Source organism: Actinomadura kijaniata, from assembly GCF_014138665.1.
GTDB lineage: Bacteria > Actinomycetota > Actinomycetes > Streptosporangiales > Streptosporangiaceae > Spirillospora > Spirillospora kijaniata.
The window spans coordinates 1,270,245-1,290,809 of sequence record NZ_JACJIA010000001.1 but is presented as its reverse complement, the minus strand read 5'-3'; the positions used below and the strand labels follow the sequence as shown (position 1 = coordinate 1,290,809).

At 73.6% G+C, this 20,565-nt stretch carries 21 protein-coding genes; 13 read left to right on the top strand and 8 right to left on the bottom strand.

Annotation, left to right across the window (positions count from 1 at the left end):
* Positions 1-2,298 (bottom strand): accessory Sec system translocase SecA2, encoded by a 2,298-nt coding sequence (gene secA2, locus HNR61_RS06180; RefSeq protein WP_182842323.1) that lies wholly within the window; start codon positions 2,296-2,298, stop codon positions 1-3.
* A 243-nt stretch (positions 2,299-2,541) separates the two neighbouring features.
* Between secA2 and HNR61_RS49055 the strand changes: the two genes are divergently transcribed.
* Positions 2,542-2,676, top strand: coding sequence for a hypothetical protein (locus HNR61_RS49055; protein ID WP_281400312.1), 135 nt, complete (start codon positions 2,542-2,544; stop codon positions 2,674-2,676).
* A 77-nt stretch (positions 2,677-2,753) separates the two neighbouring features.
* On the opposite strand, the gene HNR61_RS06175 is transcribed toward HNR61_RS49055, so the two are convergent.
* On the bottom strand, positions 2,754-3,974 hold the full coding sequence (locus tag HNR61_RS06175; RefSeq protein ID WP_182842037.1) for an ROK family transcriptional regulator: 1,221 nt from the start codon (positions 3,972-3,974) through the stop codon (positions 2,754-2,756).
* 252 nt (positions 3,975-4,226) lie between these two features.
* Here HNR61_RS06175 and HNR61_RS06170 point away from each other — a divergent pair, with 252 nt between their 5' ends.
* The 10 genes from HNR61_RS06170 (at position 4,227) to HNR61_RS06125 (ending at position 13,864) form a co-directional block, all read left to right on the top strand.
* Positions 4,227-5,498 carry an extracellular solute-binding protein gene (locus tag HNR61_RS06170; protein ID WP_182842036.1) on the top strand — a complete coding sequence of 424 codons (1,272 nt, stop codon included), beginning with the start codon at positions 4,227-4,229 and terminating at the stop codon, positions 5,496-5,498.
* A 30-nt stretch (positions 5,499-5,528) separates the two neighbouring features.
* Entirely contained in the window at positions 5,529-6,500 is a 972-nt protein-coding gene (locus tag HNR61_RS06165; protein ID WP_182842035.1) for a carbohydrate ABC transporter permease, read from the top strand.
* Complete coding sequence (locus tag HNR61_RS06160) at positions 6,497-7,339, top strand: carbohydrate ABC transporter permease (RefSeq protein ID WP_182842034.1); 843 nt, start codon at positions 6,497-6,499, stop codon at positions 7,337-7,339. The genes HNR61_RS06165 and HNR61_RS06160 overlap by 4 nt, the downstream gene beginning before the upstream one ends.
* Positions 7,336-8,778, top strand: a complete 1,443-nt coding sequence (locus HNR61_RS06155; RefSeq protein ID WP_182842033.1) for a glycoside hydrolase family 3 protein — start codon at positions 7,336-7,338, stop codon at positions 8,776-8,778. The genes HNR61_RS06160 and HNR61_RS06155 overlap by 4 nt, the downstream gene beginning before the upstream one ends.
* A gap of 99 nt (positions 8,779-8,877) precedes the next feature.
* Positions 8,878-9,342, top strand: a complete 465-nt coding sequence (locus HNR61_RS06150) for an RrF2 family transcriptional regulator (RefSeq protein ID WP_067824463.1) — start codon at positions 8,878-8,880, stop codon at positions 9,340-9,342.
* A 46-nt stretch (positions 9,343-9,388) separates the two neighbouring features.
* Positions 9,389-10,177, top strand: a complete 789-nt coding sequence (locus HNR61_RS06145; protein WP_182842032.1) for an Fpg/Nei family DNA glycosylase — start codon at positions 9,389-9,391, stop codon at positions 10,175-10,177.
* A gap of 100 nt (positions 10,178-10,277) precedes the next feature.
* Positions 10,278-11,444: an MFS transporter gene (locus HNR61_RS06140; RefSeq protein WP_182842031.1), complete on the top strand. Its 1,167-nt coding sequence runs from the start codon at positions 10,278-10,280 to the stop codon at positions 11,442-11,444.
* Between the two features lie 7 nt (positions 11,445-11,451).
* Entirely contained in the window at positions 11,452-11,847 is a 396-nt protein-coding gene (locus HNR61_RS06135) for a RidA family protein (protein WP_182842030.1), read from the top strand.
* A 291-nt stretch (positions 11,848-12,138) separates the two neighbouring features.
* Entirely contained in the window at positions 12,139-13,023 is an 885-nt protein-coding gene (locus HNR61_RS06130) for a LysR family transcriptional regulator (RefSeq protein WP_182842029.1), read from the top strand.
* A gap of 10 nt (positions 13,024-13,033) precedes the next feature.
* Positions 13,034-13,864 carry an endonuclease/exonuclease/phosphatase family protein gene (locus HNR61_RS06125; protein ID WP_182842028.1) on the top strand — a complete coding sequence of 277 codons (831 nt, stop codon included), beginning with the start codon at positions 13,034-13,036 and terminating at the stop codon, positions 13,862-13,864.
* On the opposite strand, the gene HNR61_RS06120 is transcribed toward HNR61_RS06125, so the two are convergent.
* Positions 13,843-14,445: a short chain dehydrogenase gene (locus HNR61_RS06120; protein WP_182842027.1), complete on the bottom strand. Its 603-nt coding sequence runs from the start codon at positions 14,443-14,445 to the stop codon at positions 13,843-13,845. The two genes, HNR61_RS06125 and HNR61_RS06120, sit on opposite strands and share 22 nt — an antisense overlap.
* Before the next feature lie 71 nt (positions 14,446-14,516).
* On the opposite strand from HNR61_RS06120, the gene HNR61_RS06115 reads away from it, so the two are divergent.
* Positions 14,517-15,419 carry a LysR family transcriptional regulator gene (locus tag HNR61_RS06115; protein ID WP_182842026.1) on the top strand — a complete coding sequence of 301 codons (903 nt, stop codon included), beginning with the start codon at positions 14,517-14,519 and terminating at the stop codon, positions 15,417-15,419.
* A gap of 31 nt (positions 15,420-15,450) precedes the next feature.
* The gene (locus HNR61_RS06110) at positions 15,451-16,584 is read left to right on the top strand and encodes a methyltransferase domain-containing protein (RefSeq protein WP_182842025.1); all 1,134 of its coding nucleotides are present in this window, start codon (positions 15,451-15,453) and stop codon (positions 16,582-16,584) included.
* Positions 16,585-16,627: 43 nt separating this feature from the next.
* Here HNR61_RS06110 and HNR61_RS06105 read toward each other — a convergent pair whose 3' ends face one another.
* The 5 genes from HNR61_RS06105 to HNR61_RS06085 form a co-directional block, all read right to left on the bottom strand.
* A complete protein-coding gene (locus HNR61_RS06105) occupies positions 16,628-17,095 on the bottom strand; it encodes a Dps family protein (RefSeq protein ID WP_182842024.1) in 468 nt (155 codons plus the stop codon).
* A 198-nt stretch (positions 17,096-17,293) separates the two neighbouring features.
* Positions 17,294-17,680 carry a helix-turn-helix domain-containing protein gene (locus HNR61_RS06100; protein WP_067829580.1) on the bottom strand — a complete coding sequence of 129 codons (387 nt, stop codon included), beginning with the start codon at positions 17,678-17,680 and terminating at the stop codon, positions 17,294-17,296.
* An 81-nt stretch (positions 17,681-17,761) separates the two neighbouring features.
* Positions 17,762-19,057, bottom strand: coding sequence for a CinA family nicotinamide mononucleotide deamidase-related protein (locus tag HNR61_RS06095; RefSeq protein WP_182842022.1), 1,296 nt, complete (start codon positions 19,055-19,057; stop codon positions 17,762-17,764).
* A 32-nt stretch (positions 19,058-19,089) separates the two neighbouring features.
* Positions 19,090-19,593, bottom strand: coding sequence for a DUF1990 domain-containing protein (locus HNR61_RS06090; protein WP_182842021.1), 504 nt, complete (start codon positions 19,591-19,593; stop codon positions 19,090-19,092).
* Positions 19,590-20,363, bottom strand: a complete 774-nt coding sequence (locus HNR61_RS06085) for a YndJ family protein (RefSeq protein ID WP_182842020.1) — start codon at positions 20,361-20,363, stop codon at positions 19,590-19,592. The genes HNR61_RS06090 and HNR61_RS06085 overlap by 4 nt, the downstream gene beginning before the upstream one ends.
* Positions 20,364-20,565 lie beyond the last annotated feature (202 nt).

The following is a 20,565-nucleotide window of genomic DNA, read 5'->3' as shown; positions in this document are numbered from 1 at the left end:
TCAGGGCCGGCGGTGTTTGCCCTGGAACAGGGTGACCAGGCCGCGGAAGGCCCGGTCGTCCAGGGTTCCGAACGGGTTGTCGTGGGCGATGTAGGTCCAGGTCGCCGACGGGCGGTTCAGGGACGCCCCGGTCAGGTCGATCCCCTCGGGGGTCGCCGTCAGGGACTCGAACGCCTTCAGCGCGCGGGTCCGGGCCTCCGCCGAGAGCCGCTTGCCCGCGGGGACCGCCTCCCGGTGGAACTCCACCAGGGGGTCCAGGCCCCGGCCCAGCGAGCGCAGGTGGATCCCCTCCCGCAGGTCCGCCAGGAACGCCAGGTGTTCGGACCAGCGGCGGTCCAGGTGGAACAGCAGCAGCTGGCGGGCCGCTTCCGCCACGGCCTGCTCCCCCGCGGTCCCGGCCAGTTCGGTGTACTTGGCGGGGGCGCCCTCGGACACCGTCCTCGCCGCGAGGTCGCCCTTCAGGATCTCGTCGCGTTCGGCCAGCAGGTCCTTCCGCTGGAGGCCGATCAGGTGGTTGTAGCGCCAGGTGTTGCGGTGGATCTCCAGGGACACGCCCTCGGCCACGCGCTGGGCGTAGCCGAGGATCCAGTGGGCCCCCTTGTCGTGAACGCGGCCGTCGGCGTCGGCCGGGCCCTTGTAGTGCCTGTCGGGCGCGTAGTGGGTCACCAGGTCGTCCCGCAGGCTCGTGAAGAACACCGAGCCGCCCGGGTCCCCCTGGCGGCCGCCGCGGCCGCGCAGTTGGTCGTCCAGGCGGCTGCTGTGGTAGCGGCCGGTGCCGATGACCAGCAGGCCGCCGAGGGCCGCGACCTCGTCCCGGTCGGCCTCCGACGCGCCGCCCAGGCGGATGTCGGTGCCCCGGCCCGCCATCTGGGTGGAGACCGTCAGGGCCCCGAGCGCCCCGGCACCGGCGATGATCTCGGCCTCCTCGGCGTCGTTCTTGGCGTTCAGGACCACCGGGGACAGGCCCGCGCGGGTCAGGCGGCGGGCCAGGCGTTCGGACTCGGCGATGTCGCGGGTGCCGACCAGGAGGGGGCGGCCCGTGGCGTGGACCTCGACGATCTCCTCGACCAGGGCCGTGTCGCGGTCCTCGGTGGTGGCGTAGAGGCGGTCGGGCTCGTCCACGCGGATCCGGGGCCGGTGCGGCGGGATGACCGCGATGCCCAGGTCGTAGAACTCGCGCAGCTGGCCGGAGACGGCCATCGCGGTGCCGGTCATGCCGCAGCGGACCGGGTAGCGGCCGATCAGCTCCTGGACGGTGACCGAGTCCAGGATCTCGCCGCTCGGCGACGCCTCCAGGCGTTCCTTGGCCTCGACGGCGGCCTGGAGGCCGTCGGGCCAGCGTTGCAGGAGCGCGACCCGGCCGCGGGACTCGCTGATCAGCTTCACCCGGCCGTCGCGGACGATGTAGTCCACGTCGCGGTGCAGCAGGACCTCGGCGTGCAGGGCGACGTTGACGGCGGTGAGCGTGTCCAGGTTCTCCGGCGCGTACAGGTCGACGCCGAGGACCCGCTCCACCTGGCGGGCGCCCACCGGGGTGAGCTGGACGTTGCGGGCCTCCTCGTCGGTGGCGTAGTGCAGGCCCGGTCGCAGGCGGCGCACCAGGTCGGCGTAGCGGGGCGAGGCGGCGTCCAGGTCCGAGGCCCCGGCCAGCACCAGCGGCACCATCGCCTCGTCCACCAGCACCGAGTCCGCCTCGTCGACCAACGCGACGTCGGGCGCGGGTTGCAGCGGGTCGCCGGGGCCGGTGGCCAGCCGGTCGCGCAGCAGGTCGAACCCCACCTCGCTGACCGGCGCGTAGGTCACGTCGGCGGTGTAGGCGGCGCGGCGTTCGGCGGGGGTCGAGGACTGGCCGATCCAGGCCACCGTCACCCCGAGCCGCTCGTAGAGCGGCCCCATCCACTCGGCGTCGCGGCGGGCCAGGTAGTCGTTGACCGACATGACGTGGACGCGGTGGCCGCGCAGCGCGTACCCGGCGGCGGCCAACGCTCCGGCGAGGGTCTTGCCCTCGCCGGTGGCCATCTCGGCGACGTGCCCCGACAGCAGCGCCAGCGTCCCGAGCAGCTGGACGTCGTAGGGCCGCTCCCCCAGCGCCCGCCGCGCGGCCTCCCGCCCCAGCGCGCACAGCTCGGCCGGGTCGTTCCCGTCGAGCGCCCCGGCGGCGGCGGTCAGCTCGGCGTCGGACAGGGCGCGAACGCGCTCCTCCCGCGTCGCCGCGTCCGCCACCACCGCCCGGAACGGCGCCAGGTCGGTGCTGCCGGGCTTCTGCACCAGCCGCCGGAGCCGGTCGCGCAACGCCATGACGGTCCCCTCCCGGGAGCGCTCGGTCACGTCCCGCCCGGCGGGGAGTCCCACCGGGCGCCCTTTCATGATCCCAGTTCCCCGGCGCCCCGATGGTCCCGAGGACCCAGGTCCCACGTCCGTAACGGGTGGGAGGCCGATTTCCTCCCCAGGGTGGATGCCCGGGACTCCCGAGACCTGGGATGATCAGGTCATACGGGGTTGCGGTGGCCGGGGAAACGCCACCGCGGAACGGGAGTCACCATGACACCGACGGCACGCTGGGCCGCCGCCCAGCGACGCAAGCGCCAGGTCATCAACCAGGCCGTCATCCACCGCGCCATGCAGGACCAGCGGCGCAACGGCACCACCGAGACGGTGCCGGCCGCCTCCAAGTAGCAAGCAGCAGGTACGACGTCACGCCCGGCGGCCCGCCACGACGCGCACCCGCGCGCCGCGGGCCGGTCGGCGGCCGGTCACTCCTTTCCGGACGAGAAGACCTCGTCGCGCGCCTGCTCCAGCGCCGCGTGCAGGGCCCCGCGCAGCACCGGGTTGCCCTCCACCGCGGTGACCGCGACGGTGGCGCGGGTGGGGCTGAGACGGCCGACGACCCGTTCGATGCGGGCCGCGAGGGGGCGTCCGCCCGCCCGGCCGAGGCTTCCCGACAGCACGACCAGGCCGGGATCCAGGACGATGTTGACCGAGGTGACGCCGTAGGCGATCCGGTCGGCCAGCTCGTCCAGGAACGCCCCGCCCCGCTCCTCGTCGGCGGCAGCGGCGGCGACGCAGTCGGTGGCGGTGGGCTCGGCGATGCCGTGCCGGTGGGCCAGTTCGCGCACCGCGTCGGCGCCGACCAGCGAGCCGTAGCCGCCCGCCAGCGCGGGGATGCCCCAGGAGGTGGACTCGGTGACGCCCTCCTGGGCCTCGCCGCGCCTGGCCGTGCCGACCGGCAGCGGCGCGCCGGGCACCGGCAGGTAGCCGATCTCGCCCGCGCCGCCGGACCGGCCCCGGTGCAGCCGCCCGCCGAGCATCACCGACAGGCCGATGCCCCGGTCCAGCCACACCAGCGCGAAGTCCTCGGCGTCCCGGGCGGCCCCGTAGGCGCGTTCGGCGACGGCGGCGAGGTTGACGTCGTTCTCTATCGTCACCGGCCGCCGCAGGTCGGTGCGCAGCGCCTCCAGCACGCCCTCGTGCCAGGCGGGCAGGTCGAACGCGAACTGCACGTCCCCCGAGCGCGGGTCCACCACGCCCGGCGTCCCGATGACGAACGCGTGGAGCCGGCCCAGCCCCACCTTCGCCGAACGGCACGCCTTGACCACCGCGTTGTGGATGGTCTTGACGGGGTTGTCGGTGCCGTTCGGGTCGACAGTAACCTGGGCGACCACGCCGCCGGTGATGTCGGCGACGCCGGCGGTCACGCCGTCCGGGCCGACCTCCAGGCCCGCGACGTAGGCGCTGGACGGCACCACCGCGTACAGCGCCGCGTTCGGCCCCCGGCCGCCCGCCTGCTCGCCGACGACCTCGACCAGACCGCGCTCCTCCAGCCTCGCGAGGAGCTGGGAGGCGGTGACCTTGGACAGCCCGGTGTGCTCGCCGATCTGCGCGCGCGTCAGCGGGCCCTGTCTGACCAGCAGATCCAGAGCGGCGCGGTCGTTCAGCTCGCGCAGCAACCGTGGCGTCCCCGGGCGGTTGACCATGCTGGGTCCCCCTGACGTCTCAATCCGCTAACGAGCGGTTTTGTTTAGGAAAGTTTCTTGTTAGTTTACGCGCAAGCGTCCCGCCGCCCCGCGACCCGGGAGGGCGAACGCGAGACTGCGCCGACTGGCGAGCAGGGCGCCCGCGAGCGGTGCACGGCACGGACAGGGCATGACCGGACCCTAAAGGTTCCGGGCCCGACCGACGGCATCGCAGGCCATCCGGCCGCGTGGTGATGGAGGAGAGGAACCCCGGTGAAGTACATCAAGGTTGCGGCCGCCACGGCCGCGATCGCCCTGGCCGCCGCGGCCTGTGGCGGCGGCGAGAAGAAGACCGAGGGCGCGGGCGGCGGCTCGGACCCGGCGCAGCTGAAGGTCTGGATGATGGGCGAGGGCACGCCCGAGCAGACCAAGTTCCTCGACGACGTCGAGGCCGAGTTCAAGCAGAAGCACCCCAAGACCGACGTGGTCGTCAAGTACGTGCCGTGGCCGCAGGTCGCCACCACGTTCCAGAAGGCCGCGGCCGGCGGCGAGGGCCCGGACGTCACCGAGCTCGGCAACACCGACGTGCAGTCGCACATCGAGCAGGGCTCGCTGGCCGACGTCACCGAGAAGTTCAACGGCTGGGCCGACGGCAAGGCGCTCAGCAAGAACGCCCTGGCCAACGACCAGAAGGACGGCAAGACCTACGCGGTGCCGTGGTACGGCGGCGTGCGCGGCGTGTGGTTCCGCAAGGACTGGTTCGACGAGCTGAAGATCGAGCAGCCGAAGAGCTGGGCCGAGCTGGCCGCCGCGGCCAAGAAGATCCAGGACGCCAAGAAGGTCCCGGGCATCGGCGTGCCGAGCGACCAGACCAACGCCCTGATGAGCTTCGTCTGGGGCAACGGCGGCGAGATCGCCGTCAAGGAGGGCGACAAGTGGGCCGGTAAGCTCGACCAGCCCCAGGTCAAGGAGGCCGTGGAGTTCTACACCGGCCTGGTGACCAAGGAGAAGGTCGCGCCGGAGAAGTTCATCGGCAAGAACGAGCTGCAGGGCCCGCAGCAGGACTTCGCGCTCGGCAAGCTCGGCATGTACGTCGACGGCTCCTGGGCGCTCAAGGAGATGAAGAAGATCTCCGAGAAGAACGTCGACAAGTGGGCGGTCTTCCCGATCCCGGCCAAGTCCGGCGGCAACGCCCCGGTCATGGCGGGCGGCTCCGACCTCGCGGTCTGGAAGGACTCCAAGGCCCAGGACGCGGCGTTCGACTACATCACGGTCCTCAACAACGCCAAGAACGCCAAGGCGTGGGCCGACTACAGCGGTTTCTCCTCCATGCGCTCGGACGTGAAGTTCTCCGACCCCAAGCTGGAGGTCTTCACCGCGATCGCCGGCAACACCAAGTTCCCGCCGATCAGCGCGGGCTGGGGCGAGTTCGAGCAGGCCAAGAAGGTGCTGCCGAACGCCATGAAGGCGATCATGCAGGGCAAGCCGGTCGACGACGAGCTGAAGAAGGCCAACGAGCAGGCCAACACCCTGCTGAACCCGTAGGCCCCGACCGCTCCCGAACGGACTGAGTCCATGCTCGACACCGCACCCGCGGTGCGGAACACGCCGGGCCGGAACGACTCCGGCCCGGCGCGTCCCCGCCGCCGGCCCCGCGTGGGGCCCTACCTGCTGATCGCCCCCACGGTGATCGTCATCGCCGTCCTGATGTTCTGGCCCATGGTCCAGATCGGGATCATGTCCTTCCAGAAGGTCGGCAACCGCCAGCTGCGCGGCGAGCCCGCCGAGCAGGTCGGCACCGAGAACTTCGACAGGATCTTCGGCGACCCGTTCTTCTGGACGACGCTCAAGCACACCGTGCTGTTCGCCGTCGTGGCGGTCGCGCTGACGCTGGTCGTGGGCACCCTGGTCGGCCTGCTGCTGCACAAGCTGGGCCGGCGGATGTCGAACGTGGTCGCCGGCGGCGTGATGGTCGCCTGGGCCACCCCGCCCGTCACCGCGGCCATCATCTTCACCTGGCTGTTCGGCTCCACCGGCGGCCTGGTCAACTGGCTGCTGGACCTGCTGCCCGACTGGCTGGTGGGGTCCGGCTGGAACGACTACAACTGGTTCTCCACCCCGCTGTCCACCTACACCGTGCTGACGGTCTGCGTCGTGTGGCAGGCGTGCCCGTTCGTGGCGGTGTCGGTGCTGGCCGGGCTCAAGAGCGTGCCGAGCGAGCTGTACGAGGCCGCCCGGGTGGACGGCTCGGGCCCGTGGCGGTCGTTCTGGAGCATCACCTTCCCGCTGCTCAAGCCCATCTTCCTGGTCCTGCTGGTCATGTCGATCATCTGGGACTTCAAGGTGTTCACCCAGCTGTTCATCATGTCCGGGATGGCCAACCGCGACGCGTTCAACCTGTCGCTGTACGCCTACTCCGAGGCGTTCGGGTCGCTCAATCCCAAGCTCGGCGCGGGCTCGGCGATCGCCCTGGTGCTGACGGTGATCCTGCTGGTGGTGACCGCGGTGTACGTGCGCGTCATGGTCCGTCAGGGGGAGACGAAGTGAAGTCGCGAACGATCGGCCGGATCGCCCTGAACGGGACCGGGGTCCTGGTGTTCCTGGCCGCGGTGTTCCCCGTCTTCTGGATGGCGTCCACCGCCTTCAAGCCCAACAACGAGATCTTCAGCAGCACGCCGAAGCCGCTGCCGTCGCACCCGACGCTGGAGCACTTCGACTTCGTCCTCAACGGCCGCATCGCCGAGGGGACGTTCTGGGGCTACTTCGCCAACAGCCTCGTGCTGGCCGTCGTCACCGTGCTGGTGTCGGGCCTGCTGGCGCTGATGGCGGCCACCGCCGTGGCGCGGTTCCGGTTCCGCTTCCGGACCACGTTCCTGGTGATGCTGCTGGTGGTGCAGATGGTGCCGCTGGAGGCGCTGGTCATCCCGCTGTTCCTGGACCTCAAGCAGCTCCAGATGCTCGACAGCCTGGTCGGCCTGGTGGTCGTCTACATCGCGTTCGCGGTGCCGTTCGCGATCTGGATGCTGCGCGGTTTCGTGGCCGCGGTGCCGAAGGAACTGGAGGAGGCGGCGTCCATCGACGGCGCCGGGCCGGTGCGCACCTTCTTCACCGTGCTGCTGCCGCTGGTCGCGCCGGGCCTCGTGGCCACCAGCATCTTCTCCTTCATCACCGCCTGGAACGAGTTCATCTTCGCCTACACCTTCCTCGACGACCAGCAGAAGTACACCTTGCCGATCATGCTGCAGTTCTTCTTCGGCCGCAGCAGCAACGCCTGGGGACCGATCATGGCCGCCTCGACCCTGTTGACCATCCCGGTCATCATCTTCTTCCTGCTCGTCCAGCGCCGCATGGTGTCCGGGCTGACCTCCGGGGCGGTGAAGGGATGAGCGACGAGATCTCCCGCCTGGCGCGCGGGACGCTGCTGCCCTCCTTCGCGGGGGCGACCGCGCCGCGCTGGCTGCTGGACGAGCTGGAGCGCGGCCTCGGCGGCGTGACGCTGTTCGCCCTCAACGGCAACGTGCCGAACACCGAGGCGCTGGCCGCGCTGACCGCCGAGATGCGCAAGGTCGGCGACCCGCTGATCGGCATCGACGAGGAGGGCGGCGACGTCACCCGCCTCGGCGGCCACGCCGTGCCCAGCCCCTATCCGGGCAACGCGGCGCTCGGCGCGGCCGACGACGTCGAGCTGACCCGGCGGGTGTACCGGTCGCTGGGGGCCGAGCTGGTCGAGGTCGGCGTCAACCTCAACTTCGCGCCGTCGGTGGACGTCAACACCGCCGACGACAACCCGGTGATCGGCACCCGCGCGTTCGGGTCCGACCCGCGGCTGGTGGCCCGGCACGCCGTCGCGGCGGTCACCGGCACCCAGGAGGCGGGCGTGGCGGCGTGCGCCAAGCACTTCCCCGGGCACGGCGCGACCGTCGAGGACTCCCATCTGGGCGTGCCGATCGTGGACGCGGACCTGGACCTGCTGGAGCGGCGCGAGCTGGTGCCGTTCCGGGCCGCGATCACGGCGGGCGTGCAGGCCGTGATGACCGCGCACCTGAACCTCCCGACGATCACCGACGGCGTCCCGGCGACGCTGTCCGCCGCCGTGATCACCGGGCTGCTCCGCGAGCGCCTGGGCTACCGGGGCGTGATCGTCACCGACGCCCTGGACATGCGGGGCGCCAGCGGCGAGATCGGCATCCCGGAGGCGGCGGTGCGCGCCCTCGCCGCGGGCGCCGACCTGCTGTGCATGGGACCGCGCGAGCAGGAGGACAGCGTCCGCGCGACCCTCGCCGCCATCGAGGAGGCCGTCCGCTCCGGGCGGCTGCCCCTGGAACGTCTCGCCGACGCCGCCGAACGCACAGGGGCCGTTCGGCGCTGGCTGGCCGGGCACAGCCCCGCCGCCGTGGACCGGTCGGCGGGGCTGGAGGCGGCGCGCCGGGCCGTGCGGATCACCGGCGAGCTGCCCTCCTGGGACGACGCCCCGCTGGTGGTCGAGCTGGCCGCGACCGGCAATATCGCGGTCGGACCGACGCCGTGGGGGCTCGGACCGTTCGCGCCGGAGACCGTTCCCGCCGAAGGAACGGCCGCCGAGGCCGTCACCCTGCTGGAACGTGCCACCGGGCGGGGGCTGGTCGTCGTGCTGCGCGACGCGCACCGGCACACCGGCCAGCGGGCCCTGGCGACCGCCCTGCTGGCGGCCCGCCCGGACGCGGTGCTGGTGGAGATGGGGCTGCCGGTGTGGCAGCCCGAGGGGGCCGTGCACCTGGCCACCTACGGCGCGGCCGACGCCAACGCGCGGGCCGCCGCCGAGCTGCTGGGCCTGACCCCGGCGTGAGACGACCGCGGCCCGGCGTGCGACCGCTGCGCGCGCCGGGCCGCGGGCCAACCCCCGGGGTAAGCCCGACCAGTCCGATCGGCAAGAGATAATACGTTCATGAGATTGTCCGCCCGGGTCGACTACGCGCTGCGCGCCGCCGCCGAACTCGCCGTGGCCGGGAGTCACCCGGTGACGGCGGTTCAGCTCGCCGAGGCGCAGGAGATCCCACCCAAGTTCCTGGAGAACATCCTCGGCCAGTTGCGCCGCAGCGGCCTGGTCCGCAGCCAGCGCGGCCCCGAGGGCGGCTACTGGCTGGCGCGCCCCGCCGACCAGATCTCCCTCGCCGACATCATCCGCGCCATCGACGGGCCGCTGCTGGGGGTGCGGGGCGAGCGCCCCGAGAACGTCGGCTACCAGGGCCCCGCGCACGCGCTCCAGGAGGTGTGGATCGCGCTGCGCGCCAGCGAGCGCGGCATCCTGGAGCGGGTGAACCTCCAGCACATCGCCTCCGGCGAGCTGCCGGGCCCGGTCAAGAAGCTCACCGAGGACCCCGCCGCCTGGGAGAGCCCCTCCCTGATCTGACCCGACCCGATCCGACGTGATCCGACGTGATCTGAAGTGATCTGACGTGCCGGAAGGCGATGTCGTCTGGCGGACCGCCCGGCGCCTGCACGAGGCGCTCGCCGGGCGGACGCTGACGGTGAGCGACTTCCGCGTCCCCCGCCACGCCACCGCCGACCTGCGCGGCCGCGCCGTCGAGCGGGCCGTCTCCCGCGGCAAGCACCTGCTGGTCCGCGTGGAGGGCGGGCTGACCGTCCACACGCACCTGAGGATGGACGGGAGCTGGCGGATCCGCCGCCCCGGCCCGCTCCCCCGCGACCACCGCGTCCGTCTCGTGCTCGGCAACGCCGAGTGGCACGCGCTCGGCCACGCGCTCGGCGTGGTGGACCTGCTGCGCACCGCCGACGAGGACACGATCGTCGGTCATCTCGGCCCCGACCTGCTCGCCTCCGGCTGGGACGACGAACTGGCCGCCGAGGCCGTCCGCCGCCTGGCCGAACGCCCCGAACGCGCCATCGGCGAGTCCCTGCTCGACCAGACGCGCCTGGCGGGCATCGGCAACATCTACAAGGCCGAGGTGTGCTTCCTGCGCGGTGTGAACCCCTGGACGCCCGTGGCGGACGTCCCCGACCTGCGCGCCATGGTCGACCTGTCCCACCGCCTGCTGTACGCCAACCGTGACCGCACCGGCCACATCACGACCGGTGACCTGCGCCCCGACCGCCGGCACTGGGTCTACGACCGGGCCGGAAAGCCGTGCCTGCGCTGCGGGACCCGCGTCCGCCGCGCCGACCAGGCCGGTGAGGCGGGCGAACGCGTGACGTTCTGGTGCCCGCGCTGCCAGCCCGCCCCCTGATCCGCACCCGCTCGGGCCCTCTTGCGCTCCGGCGCTTTAATCTGGATGATTCCTATCCCGATTAAGGTATTGTGATCGCCGACCGGAGACGAGGGAGCCCATGACCGCCACCGCGGACCCGCCCGCGACCGACGGCCGCGCCGCCGTCGCCGCGGTGACGCTCGGGATCTTCGCGTTGATGACCTCGGAGCTGCTCCCGGTCGGCCTGCTCACCCCGGTCGCCACCGCGCTGGAGGTGTCGGAGGGCGTCGCCGGGCTGATGGTGACCGCCCCGGGCCTGGTCGCGGCGGTCGCCGCGCCGGTGCTGACCACGGCCGCCGCGCGGGTGGACCGGCGGGTCCTGCTGGCGGCCCTGCTCGCCCTGATGGCGGCGGCGAACCTGGCCTGCGCGGCCGCCCCGCACTTCGGCGTCGTGCTGGCCGCCCGGCTGGCCGTCGGGGTGAGCGTCGGCGGGTTCTGGGCGGTCGCCGGAGGCCTGGCCGCGCGCCTGGTGCCCGAACGCCGCGTCGCCCGCGCCACGGCGGTCGTCTTCGGCGGCGTGTCGGCCGCGTCGGTCCTCGGCGTCCCGGCCGGAACGCTGCTGGCCGACGTCGCGGGCTGGCGGGCGGCGTTCGCCGGGGTCGGCGCGCTGGGGGCGGCGGCCGTGGTGCTGCTGCTGGTCCTGGTGCCGCCGCTGCCCTCCCGGCGGGCCGGGGACCGGCGCGACGCGCTCGGGCTGCTGTGCGGCGCGCCCGCCGTCCGGGCCGGGGCGGCCATCACGTTCCTGCTGGTCACCGCGCACTTCACGGCCTACACGTTCGTCCGCCCGCTGCTGGAGCGGGTGGCGGAGGTCGACGGCCGCTGGATCGGCCCGCTGCTGCTGGCCTACGGGGCGGCGGGCATGGCCGGGAACTTCGCGGCGGGCGCGGCCCTCACCCGGGACGTGCCGCGCACGGTCCTGGCGATCGCGGTCGCGCTGGCGGCGGTCCCGCCGCTGTTCGCGCTCGCCGGCACCGCCCCGGCGTCGGGCGCCGTCCTGGTCGTGCTGTGGGGCCTGGCCTACGGCGGGGTCTCGGTGAGCCTGCAGACGTGGATGCTGCGGGCCGCGCCCGACGACGCCGAGGCCGCCTCGTCGCTGCTGGTCATGGCGTTCAACCTGGCGATCGCCCTCGGCGCCCTGGCGGGCGGCCGGGTGGCGGACGCGTTCCCCCTCACCGGCGTGCTGTGGACGGCGGGCCTGCTCGCCCTCCCCGCCGCGCTGGTGGTCCTCACCACGAAGAGAAGGTAGGAGAACCATGTCCCCCACCATCGTCAACCCCGACGGCCTGCACGACCCGACGCCGTTCGGCTACGGCCACGTCGCCGTCGCCTCCGGCGAGCTGGTGTTCGTCGCCGGGCAGTACGCCTCCGACGGCGACGGCGGGGTCGCCGCGGACGACTTCGCCGAGCAGGTCCGCATCGCGTTCGGCCACCTGCGCACCGCGCTGGCGGCGGTCGGGCTGGAGTACGAGCACGTGGTCCAGTTGCGCACCCACATCGTGGACCACGATCTGGACAGGCTCGCGGTCCTCGGCGAGGCCATCGCCGGGATCTGGGGCGACCGTCCGCCGACGCAGACGCTGTCGGGCGTCGCGCGCCTGGCCCTGCCGGGAATGCTCTTCGAGGTGGACGCCGTCGCCGTCCGCCCCTAGCCGTGTTTCGAAGCCCCGGCCCACGGTGCTCGGCGAGCGCGGCATCGCTTCGCGATCCGACCCGCGGGCCCGCAGGTCGGGGAACGTGCTCGCGTGCGTGGCCGGGGCCCCCTTTGGAACGAGCCCCAGCCCGTCCTTGGCGGGGAGGTCGGCGCCCGTCCGGTCCGCGGGCCGGACGGGTCGCCGCCGTCGGGTCGCCGGTACCTGCGCCCGGTAAGGATCCTGCTCCCGCACCACATCCAAGTCAATTCTCGGGTTTTGTTGGAGATCCCCAAGGTCTAGCTTGGGGAGATGACATTGGACGACCTTCGGGTGTTCGTGGCCGTCTGCGAGGCGGGGAACCTCAGCGCCGTGGCGCGGGAGCTGTCGTGCAGCCAGTCGGCGGTCAGCCAGCACGTGAAGCGGCTGGAACGCGAGACCGGCCTGGCCCTGCTGGAGCGCCGTCCGCGCGGCGTCGCCCCCACCGGGGCCGGCCGCCTCCTGTACCGGGCGGCCGCCGAGGGCCTGGCCGGGCTGGGCGAGGCGCTGCGGCAGCTCGACGACCTGCGCGCCGGGGCCGGCGGAACGGTCCGGATCGCCACCGGCGCGACGACCGTGCGGCACTTCATGGCCGGGGGCGTGGCGGAGTTCCGGGCGCGGCGCCCCCGGGTGGCGCTGCGGTTCCACACGGCCGGGTCCAGCAGGCGGTGCCTGGAGGCCGTCCGGACGCACGAGGCGGACCTGGCCTGGGTCACGATCGGCCCGGACGTGGACGGGGTCGAGCAGCGCCCGTCGTGCGAGCTGCCCTGGGTGCTGGCGGCGCGGGCCGACGCCCCGCTGGCGCGCCGGGAGAGCGTGTCGCCGGCGGAGCTGGCCGGGGTGCGGCACATCGAGCTGCCCGCGCACTCCACGTCGCGGCTGCACCTGGAGGGGCACCTGGAACGGCACGGGGTGCGGCTGGACTCCAGCACCAGCGTCGCCGACTGGGACACCGCGCTGCTGCTGGTCGAGCTGGGGCTCGGGCACGCGATCCTGCCCGCGCTGCCGGGATGGGGCGGCGGGGACGTCGTGCGGCTCGTCCCGATCCCGGAGCTGCCGCCGCTGCGGGCCGGGTGGGCGGCGCGGCAATGGTCCGCCCTCAGCCCCGCGGCGCTCGAATTCGCCGAGACCGTCGTGGCGCACCTGTCGGACGTGTGAGGATCGGCGGGTGCGGATCCTGACATGGAACCTGTGGTGGCGGTTCGGTCCGTGGCGGGAGCGCCGCGCGGCGATCGGGAGCGTCCTCGGCGACGCGGCCCCCGACATCGTCGGGCTCCAGGAGGTCTGGGGCGGCGACGGCGAGAACCTGGCCGGGTCGCTGGCCGACGAGCTCGGCATGCACTGGGCGTGGTCGCCGTTCGGCCGCCCCGGCCGCTGGGGCGAGCGCACCGGCGAGACCGGGTTCGACGTCGGGGTCGCGGTGCTCAGCCGGTGGCCGATCGCCGAGACCGACGTGCTGCGGCTGCCCGCGCCCGGCGGGCACGACGACGGCCGCACCGCGCTGTACGCGCTGGTGGACGCGCCCGCCTGTCCCGTCCCCTTCTTCACCACGCACCTGAACTCCGCGCCGCACGAGTCGGCGGTGCGGTGCGCGCAGGTGCGGGCGCTGGCGGAGTTCGTGGCGGCCCGGCAGGGCGGGTCGGCGTTCCCGCCGGTGGTGACCGGCGACCTGAACGCCTGGCCCGACTCCGACGAGGTCCGGCTGCTGGGCGGCTACAAGACCGCCCCGCCCGTTCCGGGGCTGTTCCTGCTGGACGCCTGGGAGATGGCCGACCCCGGCGCGCCGGCGGTCACCTGGAACCGCGCCAACCCCTACGTGGCGGTGGGCAGCCCGAGCGTGCGGATCGACTACGTCCTGGTCGGCGAGCCCGGCCCCGGCGGCCTCGGGCACGTGCGTTCGGCGCGCCGGGTCGGGGACGGTCCGGTCGACGGCGTGTGGCCGTCCGACCACGCCGCCGTTCTCGCCGACGTCGCCGGTCACTCCACCACGAAGACGTGACCGGTGCGGCCGCCCTCGATGGAGCGCACGTACGCCAGCGCCGCGCGCCGCACCGGAACGGCCTCGTAGCCGGCGAACGTGCTCTCGTAGGTGTCCATCGCCTCGGCGAACACGGTCGCGCTGACCGCGTTGACGCGCTGGCGGTGCGGCAGTTCGATCGCGGCGGCCCGCACGAACGCCTCCAGCGCGCCGTTGGCGAGCGCGGCCATGCTCCCGGTGGGCAGCGGCTCGCGCGCCAGCACCCCGCTGACCAGCGTGAACGACCCTTCCTCGGCGATCCGTCCGGCGCCCTGCCGCACGAGCTCGACCTGTCCGAAGACCTTGTCGCCCAGCGCGCCGCGCACGTCCGGCGCCGTCAGGTCCCCGAACGGCTTCCACGGCACCCACCCGGCCGCGACCGCGACCGCGTCCAGCGGCCCGGCCCGGTCGTACATGGCGGTGATCGAGTCGGGGTCGGTGATGTCCACGGCGATCCCCGGGTCCCGGCGCGAGGCCGTGACGACCTTGTGGCCGCGCTCCTCCAGCACCTCACGCACGCTCCGGCCCAGTAGTCCCGTCGCTCCCACGAGCAGAATCCTCATGCCCCGACTGTCGCCGACGCGCGTTCGTTAAGTCCAGCTACTTGGACTTCACAGCCTTTTAAGCTGTTCTCATGCTCGATGTGAAGCGCCTGGTCCTGCTGCGCGACCTGGCCGAATACGGAACCGTCACCGCCGTCGCCGAACTGCACCGGGTCACCCCGTCGGCGGTCTCCCAGCAGTTGCGCGCGCTGGAGGAGGAGGCCGGGGCCGTGCTGCTGCACCGCGAGGGCCGGACCGTCCGGCTCACCGCCACCGGGCACGCCCTGGCCGCGCGCTGCGAGGACGTGCTGGCGGCGCTGGAGGGGGCGCAGGGCGCGGTGCGGGCGCTGGACGGGCGGGTCGCCGGGGACCTGCGCGTCGGATGCGCGCCGAGCGCGCTGGAGCCGGTCGCCGCGCCGCTGGTGGCCGAACTCGCGCGCCGCCACCCCGGCCTGCGCCCGCACCTGGTGGAGGACGAGCCGGAGACCGCGCTGCCGCGCCTGCGGCGGCGCGACCTCGACCTGGTGATCGGCTACCGGTACCGGGACCTCGGCACCCCGCTCCCGCCCGGGGTGGCCGCGCACCGGCTGTTCGACGACCCGCTCGTTTTGGCCGTCCCCGAACGGCTGCGCGCGGCGGTCGAGCGCGACGGCCTCGGCGTCCTGGCGGACGAGTCGTGGATCAGCGCGCCGGAGCCGAGCACCTGCCGCACCGTGCTGCTGCACGCCTGCCGGACGGCCGGGTTCGGCCCGGCGATCCGGCACGAGCTGGCCAACCTGCGCGCCGCGCTCCCGCTGGTCGCGGCGGGACTGGGCGTGACGATCCTGCCCGCGCTGATGACCGGCTCGCCGCCGCCGGGGGTGGCGCTGCTGCCCTCGCCGGGCCGGGGCCGAGTGGTCGAGGCCGTCGTGCGGGCGGGCGGGGCCGGGCACCCCGCCGTCGCCGCCGCGCTGGCGTCGCTGCGTGGTCGAGGGAGCGGTCGAGGGAGCGGTTGAAGGGAGCGCGCCGGCGGCGGAAGGTAGGGGAATGGATCTCTCAGCGGACGGTCTGGCCGACCGGCTCGCCGCGGGCGGGAGGCTCGTCGACGAGCGCTGGCGCGAGGGGCTGCGCGCGGTCCCCCGGCACCTGTTCGTCCCCGAGCGCGCGGCGGTCGTGCCCGACCGGCCGCGTTACGAGCCGTTCGACATCGACCGGAGCGCCGACCCCGACGCCTGGCTGCGCGCCGTCTACGACGAGACCGCGATCGCCGCGCAGACCGACGAGAGCGGCGTGTGGACCAGCTCGTGCTCCGCCCCCACCATCGTGGTGGTCTTCCTTCAGGAGCTGCGGCCGCTGGAGCACCACCGCGTGCTGGAGGTCGGCACCGGGACCGGCTGGACCGCCGGGCTGCTGGCCTGGCGGGTCGGCGAGCGCAACGTCGTCTCCGTCGAGATCGATCCGGAACTGTCGCGGCGGGCCGCCGACAACCTGCGCGCGGCGGGGCTCGCGCCGCGCCTGGTGGTCGGGGACGGGGCCGAGGGGTTCGCCGAGGGCGCGCCGTACGACCGCGTCCACGTCACCTGCGGGGTGGAGCGCGTCCCGCGGGCGTGGCTGGAGCAGACCCGGCCGGGCGGTGTGATCGTGATGCCGTGGTCGCCGGCCTGGGGCATGGGGCACGTGGCCCGGCTGACCGTCGCGGACGGCACGGCCGTGGGGCGGCTCACCGGCCCCGCCGGGTTCATGATGCTGCGGTCCCAGCGCCGCGCGTTCGGCGCGCCGCCGCGGGCCGCCGAGCAGTCCGCCGAGGCCGACCGGTCGCGCACCCGGCTGGACCCGAGGGTGCTGCTCGGCCAGTCCCCCGGCGCGGAGGTCGCCGTCGCGGCGCTGGCTCCGGGCGCCCGCGCGCACGTGGAGAGCGGGCCGGGCGGCGTGGCCCGGCTGTGGGCGATCGACGACGGGCCGGGCGGGACGGCGTGGGCGGCGGCGGACTTCGAGCCGGGCGCGGACGCGTTCCCCGTCCGGCAGTACGGCGCGCGGCGGTTGTGGGACGAGGTGGAGGCCGCCTACCTGCGCTGGGTCGAGTGGGGGCAGCCGGACCGCGAACGCTACGGGCTGACCGTCACGCCGGACGGGCAGCGCGTCTGGCTGGACCGGCCGGACCGGATCCTCGCCCGGACATGACGCCGCCCCCGGCCGTCCGGCCGGGGGCGGGGCGTCACGGTGTTCAGACCTGGGCCTGGAACATCCAGTGCTGCTTCTCCAGCTCGGCGGTGATGCCGATCAGGAGGTCCTGGGTCACGGGGTCCGGCTCGTCGGTGGCCGCGACGCGCTCGCGGAACCGCGCGATGATCTGGCCGAGCAGGTCGGCGATCTGCGCCACGACCTTGTCGTCGCCCAGGTAGCCGGGGTCCAGCTGCGGGAGCTGGGTGCGGTCGGCGACCGTGCGGGACCGCCCGTCGGGGTTCACGCCGATCGCGACGGCGCGCTCGGCGACGTCGTCGGCCGAGGCACGGGCCAGGTCCACGACCTCGTCCAGGTGCTCGTGCACGACCTTGAAGTTCCGGCCGATCAGGTTCCAGTGGGCCTGCTTGGCGGTCAGCGACAGGTCCAGCAGGTCGATCAGAGCCCCCTGCAGCGCCTCCCCGGCGACCTTGCGGTCAGCGTCGCCGAGCGGGCTCTTGATCTCCGCCATTGTCGGGCTCCCTCCACGTCGTTTCGGTGTATCCGTGACAACGTGGAAACCTCCCCGGGCATGCCGTTTCCACACGTGAGAGCCACCACACCGGCCCTCAGGGGGCCAGGAAAGCATCAAGCGGCCGCGCGCGTGCGCGACCGCCTGCCCCGCCCGCACGGCGGGTATCGGCGCCGACCCCCGGGGGAGGGCCGAAGATCAGGCCGCGACCATGTCGGCGCGGAACTCTCCGGCGATCTCCTCCGGCGTGGCCGGGATGCTCTCGGACGTGATGCGCTCGTGCTCCGGAGGCGCGCCGGCCAGGACGGGCTCGTGCTGCAGCTCGGCGAGGGCCAGGGCGTCCGCGACCTCCCGCAGCACGTGCGAGAGCGGCACCCCCAGCGCCTTGCAGATCGAAGCGAGCAGCTCCGACGACGCTTCCTTCTGCCCTCGTTCGACCTCGGAGAGGTACCCGAGGGAAACCCGTGCCGCCGCGGACACCTCGCGGAGGGTGCGTCCCTGGCGCAGCCGCAGCTGCCGCAGTACGTCACCGAGCAGCTGGCGAAGCAGGACCAATGTCTCGCTCCCTCCCTCAGTTCGGACCATCTGCCGGTTCCACCGTACCCGGCTTGGCGGCGGCCATGGCAGACCGTTGATTTCGTGTTCGCTCGGAACGTAACGCTGTAATCATCCCGGCTCTTCCCGATCTTTCTCCGCGACGGCCGTCGCGGACGGCGTCTCCAGCCCCAGGAGAACGCGTCGTAGCAGGTCAAGAGCGTGAACAACGGTCATCCGGCGGATGACCGGCCGGATCTCGGGTCCAGTGCCGGGCACGGGGAGTAGCGGAGCGGACACGAACAGTTCTCTGCCAGGTCCGGCCACACCGATGTAGACCGTTCCGACTTCCTTGCCGTCCTGCGGCTCGGGACCGGCCACCCCGGTGACCGCGAGGCCGTAGTCGGCCCCCATGCGCTCCCGGACCCCGACGGCCATCGCGGCGGCGACGTCCGGGTGGACGGCGCCGTGCACGTTCAGCAGGTCCCCGGGAACGCCGAGCTGCGCGTGCTTCTGCTCGGTCGCGTAGGTGACCATGCCGCCGACGTAGACGGCCGAGGAGCCGGGGACGCCGGTCAGGTCCGCGCCGATCAGGCCGCCGGTGAGCGACTCGGCGGTGGCGACGGTCTGCGAGCGTTCCAGCAGCAGCCGCTGCACGACCTGCGCCAGGGACTCCTCGTCGGCGCCGTACAGGTCCGCGCCCAGCAGCGTCCGGGCGCGGCCCTCGGCCTCGGTCAGCAGCGCCTGGGCGTCGTCGCCGGTGGCGGTGACGCGGACCCGCACCTCGGCGGGGTCGGGCAGGTAGGCCAGGCTGACCCCGGGCATGCCCTCGACGGGCGCGAGCCGGGCGGCCACGACCGACTCCCAGACGGTGGCGGTGCGCAGGGTGCGGCGGGCCACCCGGAGTAGCCCGGCGCGGGCGGCCAGCTCGGGCAGCACGACCTCGTCCATGATGGTCCGCATCTCGAACGGAACCCCCGGCAGCGCGTACACGACACCGCCGCCGACCTCCACGCGCAGACCGGGGGCGCTGCCGGAGGAGTTCGGCAGCAAGCTCGCGCCCTCCGGAACCTCGGCCATGCGCAGGGCCATCGGCTGGAGCTCCCTTTCCGCCCGCGCCGCGCGGTCGCGCAGCCGCTGCTCCAGGACCTGGTCACGGTGCAGGGGGACGCCCGCCGCCTTGGCCAGCGCGTCGCGGGTGAGGTCGTCGGAGGTGGGCCCCAGCCCGCCGGTGGTGATGACCGCGTCGGCGCGCCCCAGCGCGTCGAGGACGGCCTCGCTGATGACGTCCAGCTCGTCGCCGACCACCAGGCTGCGGGTGACCGTCACACCGTGGTCGGCGAGCCGCCGGCCGATCCAGGCGGCGTTCCCGTTGACCGTGTCGCCGATCAGAAGTTCGTCGCCGATCGTGAGCAGTTCGACCCGCACCCGTTCCCCCTCGTTCGCTCCGTGCCCCGACCCTACTTCGTCAGCCGCCGCAGGACGGCCCCGCAGCGGCGGGCGTAGGCCCGCTGCATCACCGGCACCAGCGGACCGGCCGCCCGCCCCAGGCGCGAGGCGGGCCGGCTGAACGCGGTGACGGCCAGCCACACCACGTCCTCGTCGTCCCACTCCAGCAGGAACGCCTCCTCACCGACCGCCGGATGCCCCCTGAGCGTCCCGTAGGCCCAGCCCGAGCGGCGCTCCTCGTCCACGGTCCAGACGACACGGCAGGGCGCCTTCAGCCGCAGCGGACCGACCCCGAGGCCGATCTCCACCCCCACCCCTGCCGCGGCGCGCGGCGCGGTGGCGTTCACGCGCGCGGGAATGGCGCGATGCATCCAGAACTCGTGCAGAGCGTCGACGGCGTTCCGGAACACCCCCGCGCCCTCCCCCACGGGCACCCGCACCCGCAGGTGCGAGTACCCGTCCGGCAACGGTCCGTCCTTGGTCGCGCCCACCTCGGGATAGGTGAAGTCGTTCACAGGCTTTCCTCCTTCAGCCGATGCCAGGCCAACATGCCGCACACTCCGAACCCGAACGCGTTCCCCACCCCGTGCGTGGCGACCATCCAGCCCAGCGAGGGATGCGGCAGCCCCGTGGCCTCTCCCAGAGCCCAACTCAACGCCAACAGCATCGTGACGCCCAACACGCCCCCGGCGACGACGGCCAACGGCCCGCCCCGCACCAGCACCGCCGCCACCGTCCACATCCCGCATGTCAGCACCACTGCCCCGGCGAACTCCACCCACTCACCGAGGAAGTAGCCGACCAGCACCAGCAGGGTCCCGGCGGGAACCGCGAGCGCCGCGACCATCGTGGCCCGCCCGGGTTCGCCCCGCGCCACCAGACCCGCGACCAGCGCGGCGGCGAACCCCGCGAAGTGGAAGTGCGCCACGGTCAGCGACAGGATCGTCAACGAGAAGCCGAACAGCTCCGCCCCGCCGCGTTCGGCGACCAGCGCCGTCGCCGCAACCGCCGGAGAGGCCAGCGCCGTGGCCACAGCGACCCGCACGGGCGTCACACGCCGCAACCGGGGAAGGGCGAGCAGCGCCAGCGGGATGGCCCCCAGCGCGTACACCAGGGCCAGCACGACCGCAGCGGGACCACGCGGCAGCCACACCGACACCGCACCCGCCACGGCCCCCACCAGCCAAAGCCGACGCAACACCTCAGGAACGGCGACGAGACGCAACCCGAGCGGCACCACGACCAGCATCCCGGTCACGACGACGACGTTCACCAGCGCGATCACAACGCCCCCATTTTTGAACGCGTTCAGACAAGGATGACGCTACGCGACTTGAACAAGTTCAAAAAGAGAGGCCGATCCAATGTGACCGGCCTCATGGCGAAGACGAACAGATCCACCCAAGACCCGAGCGTCAACGCACACCCCAGGCTCGCGCGATCAAAGGGGGCGCAGGGGGACGGAGTCCCCCGACGGGGGGGGAAGG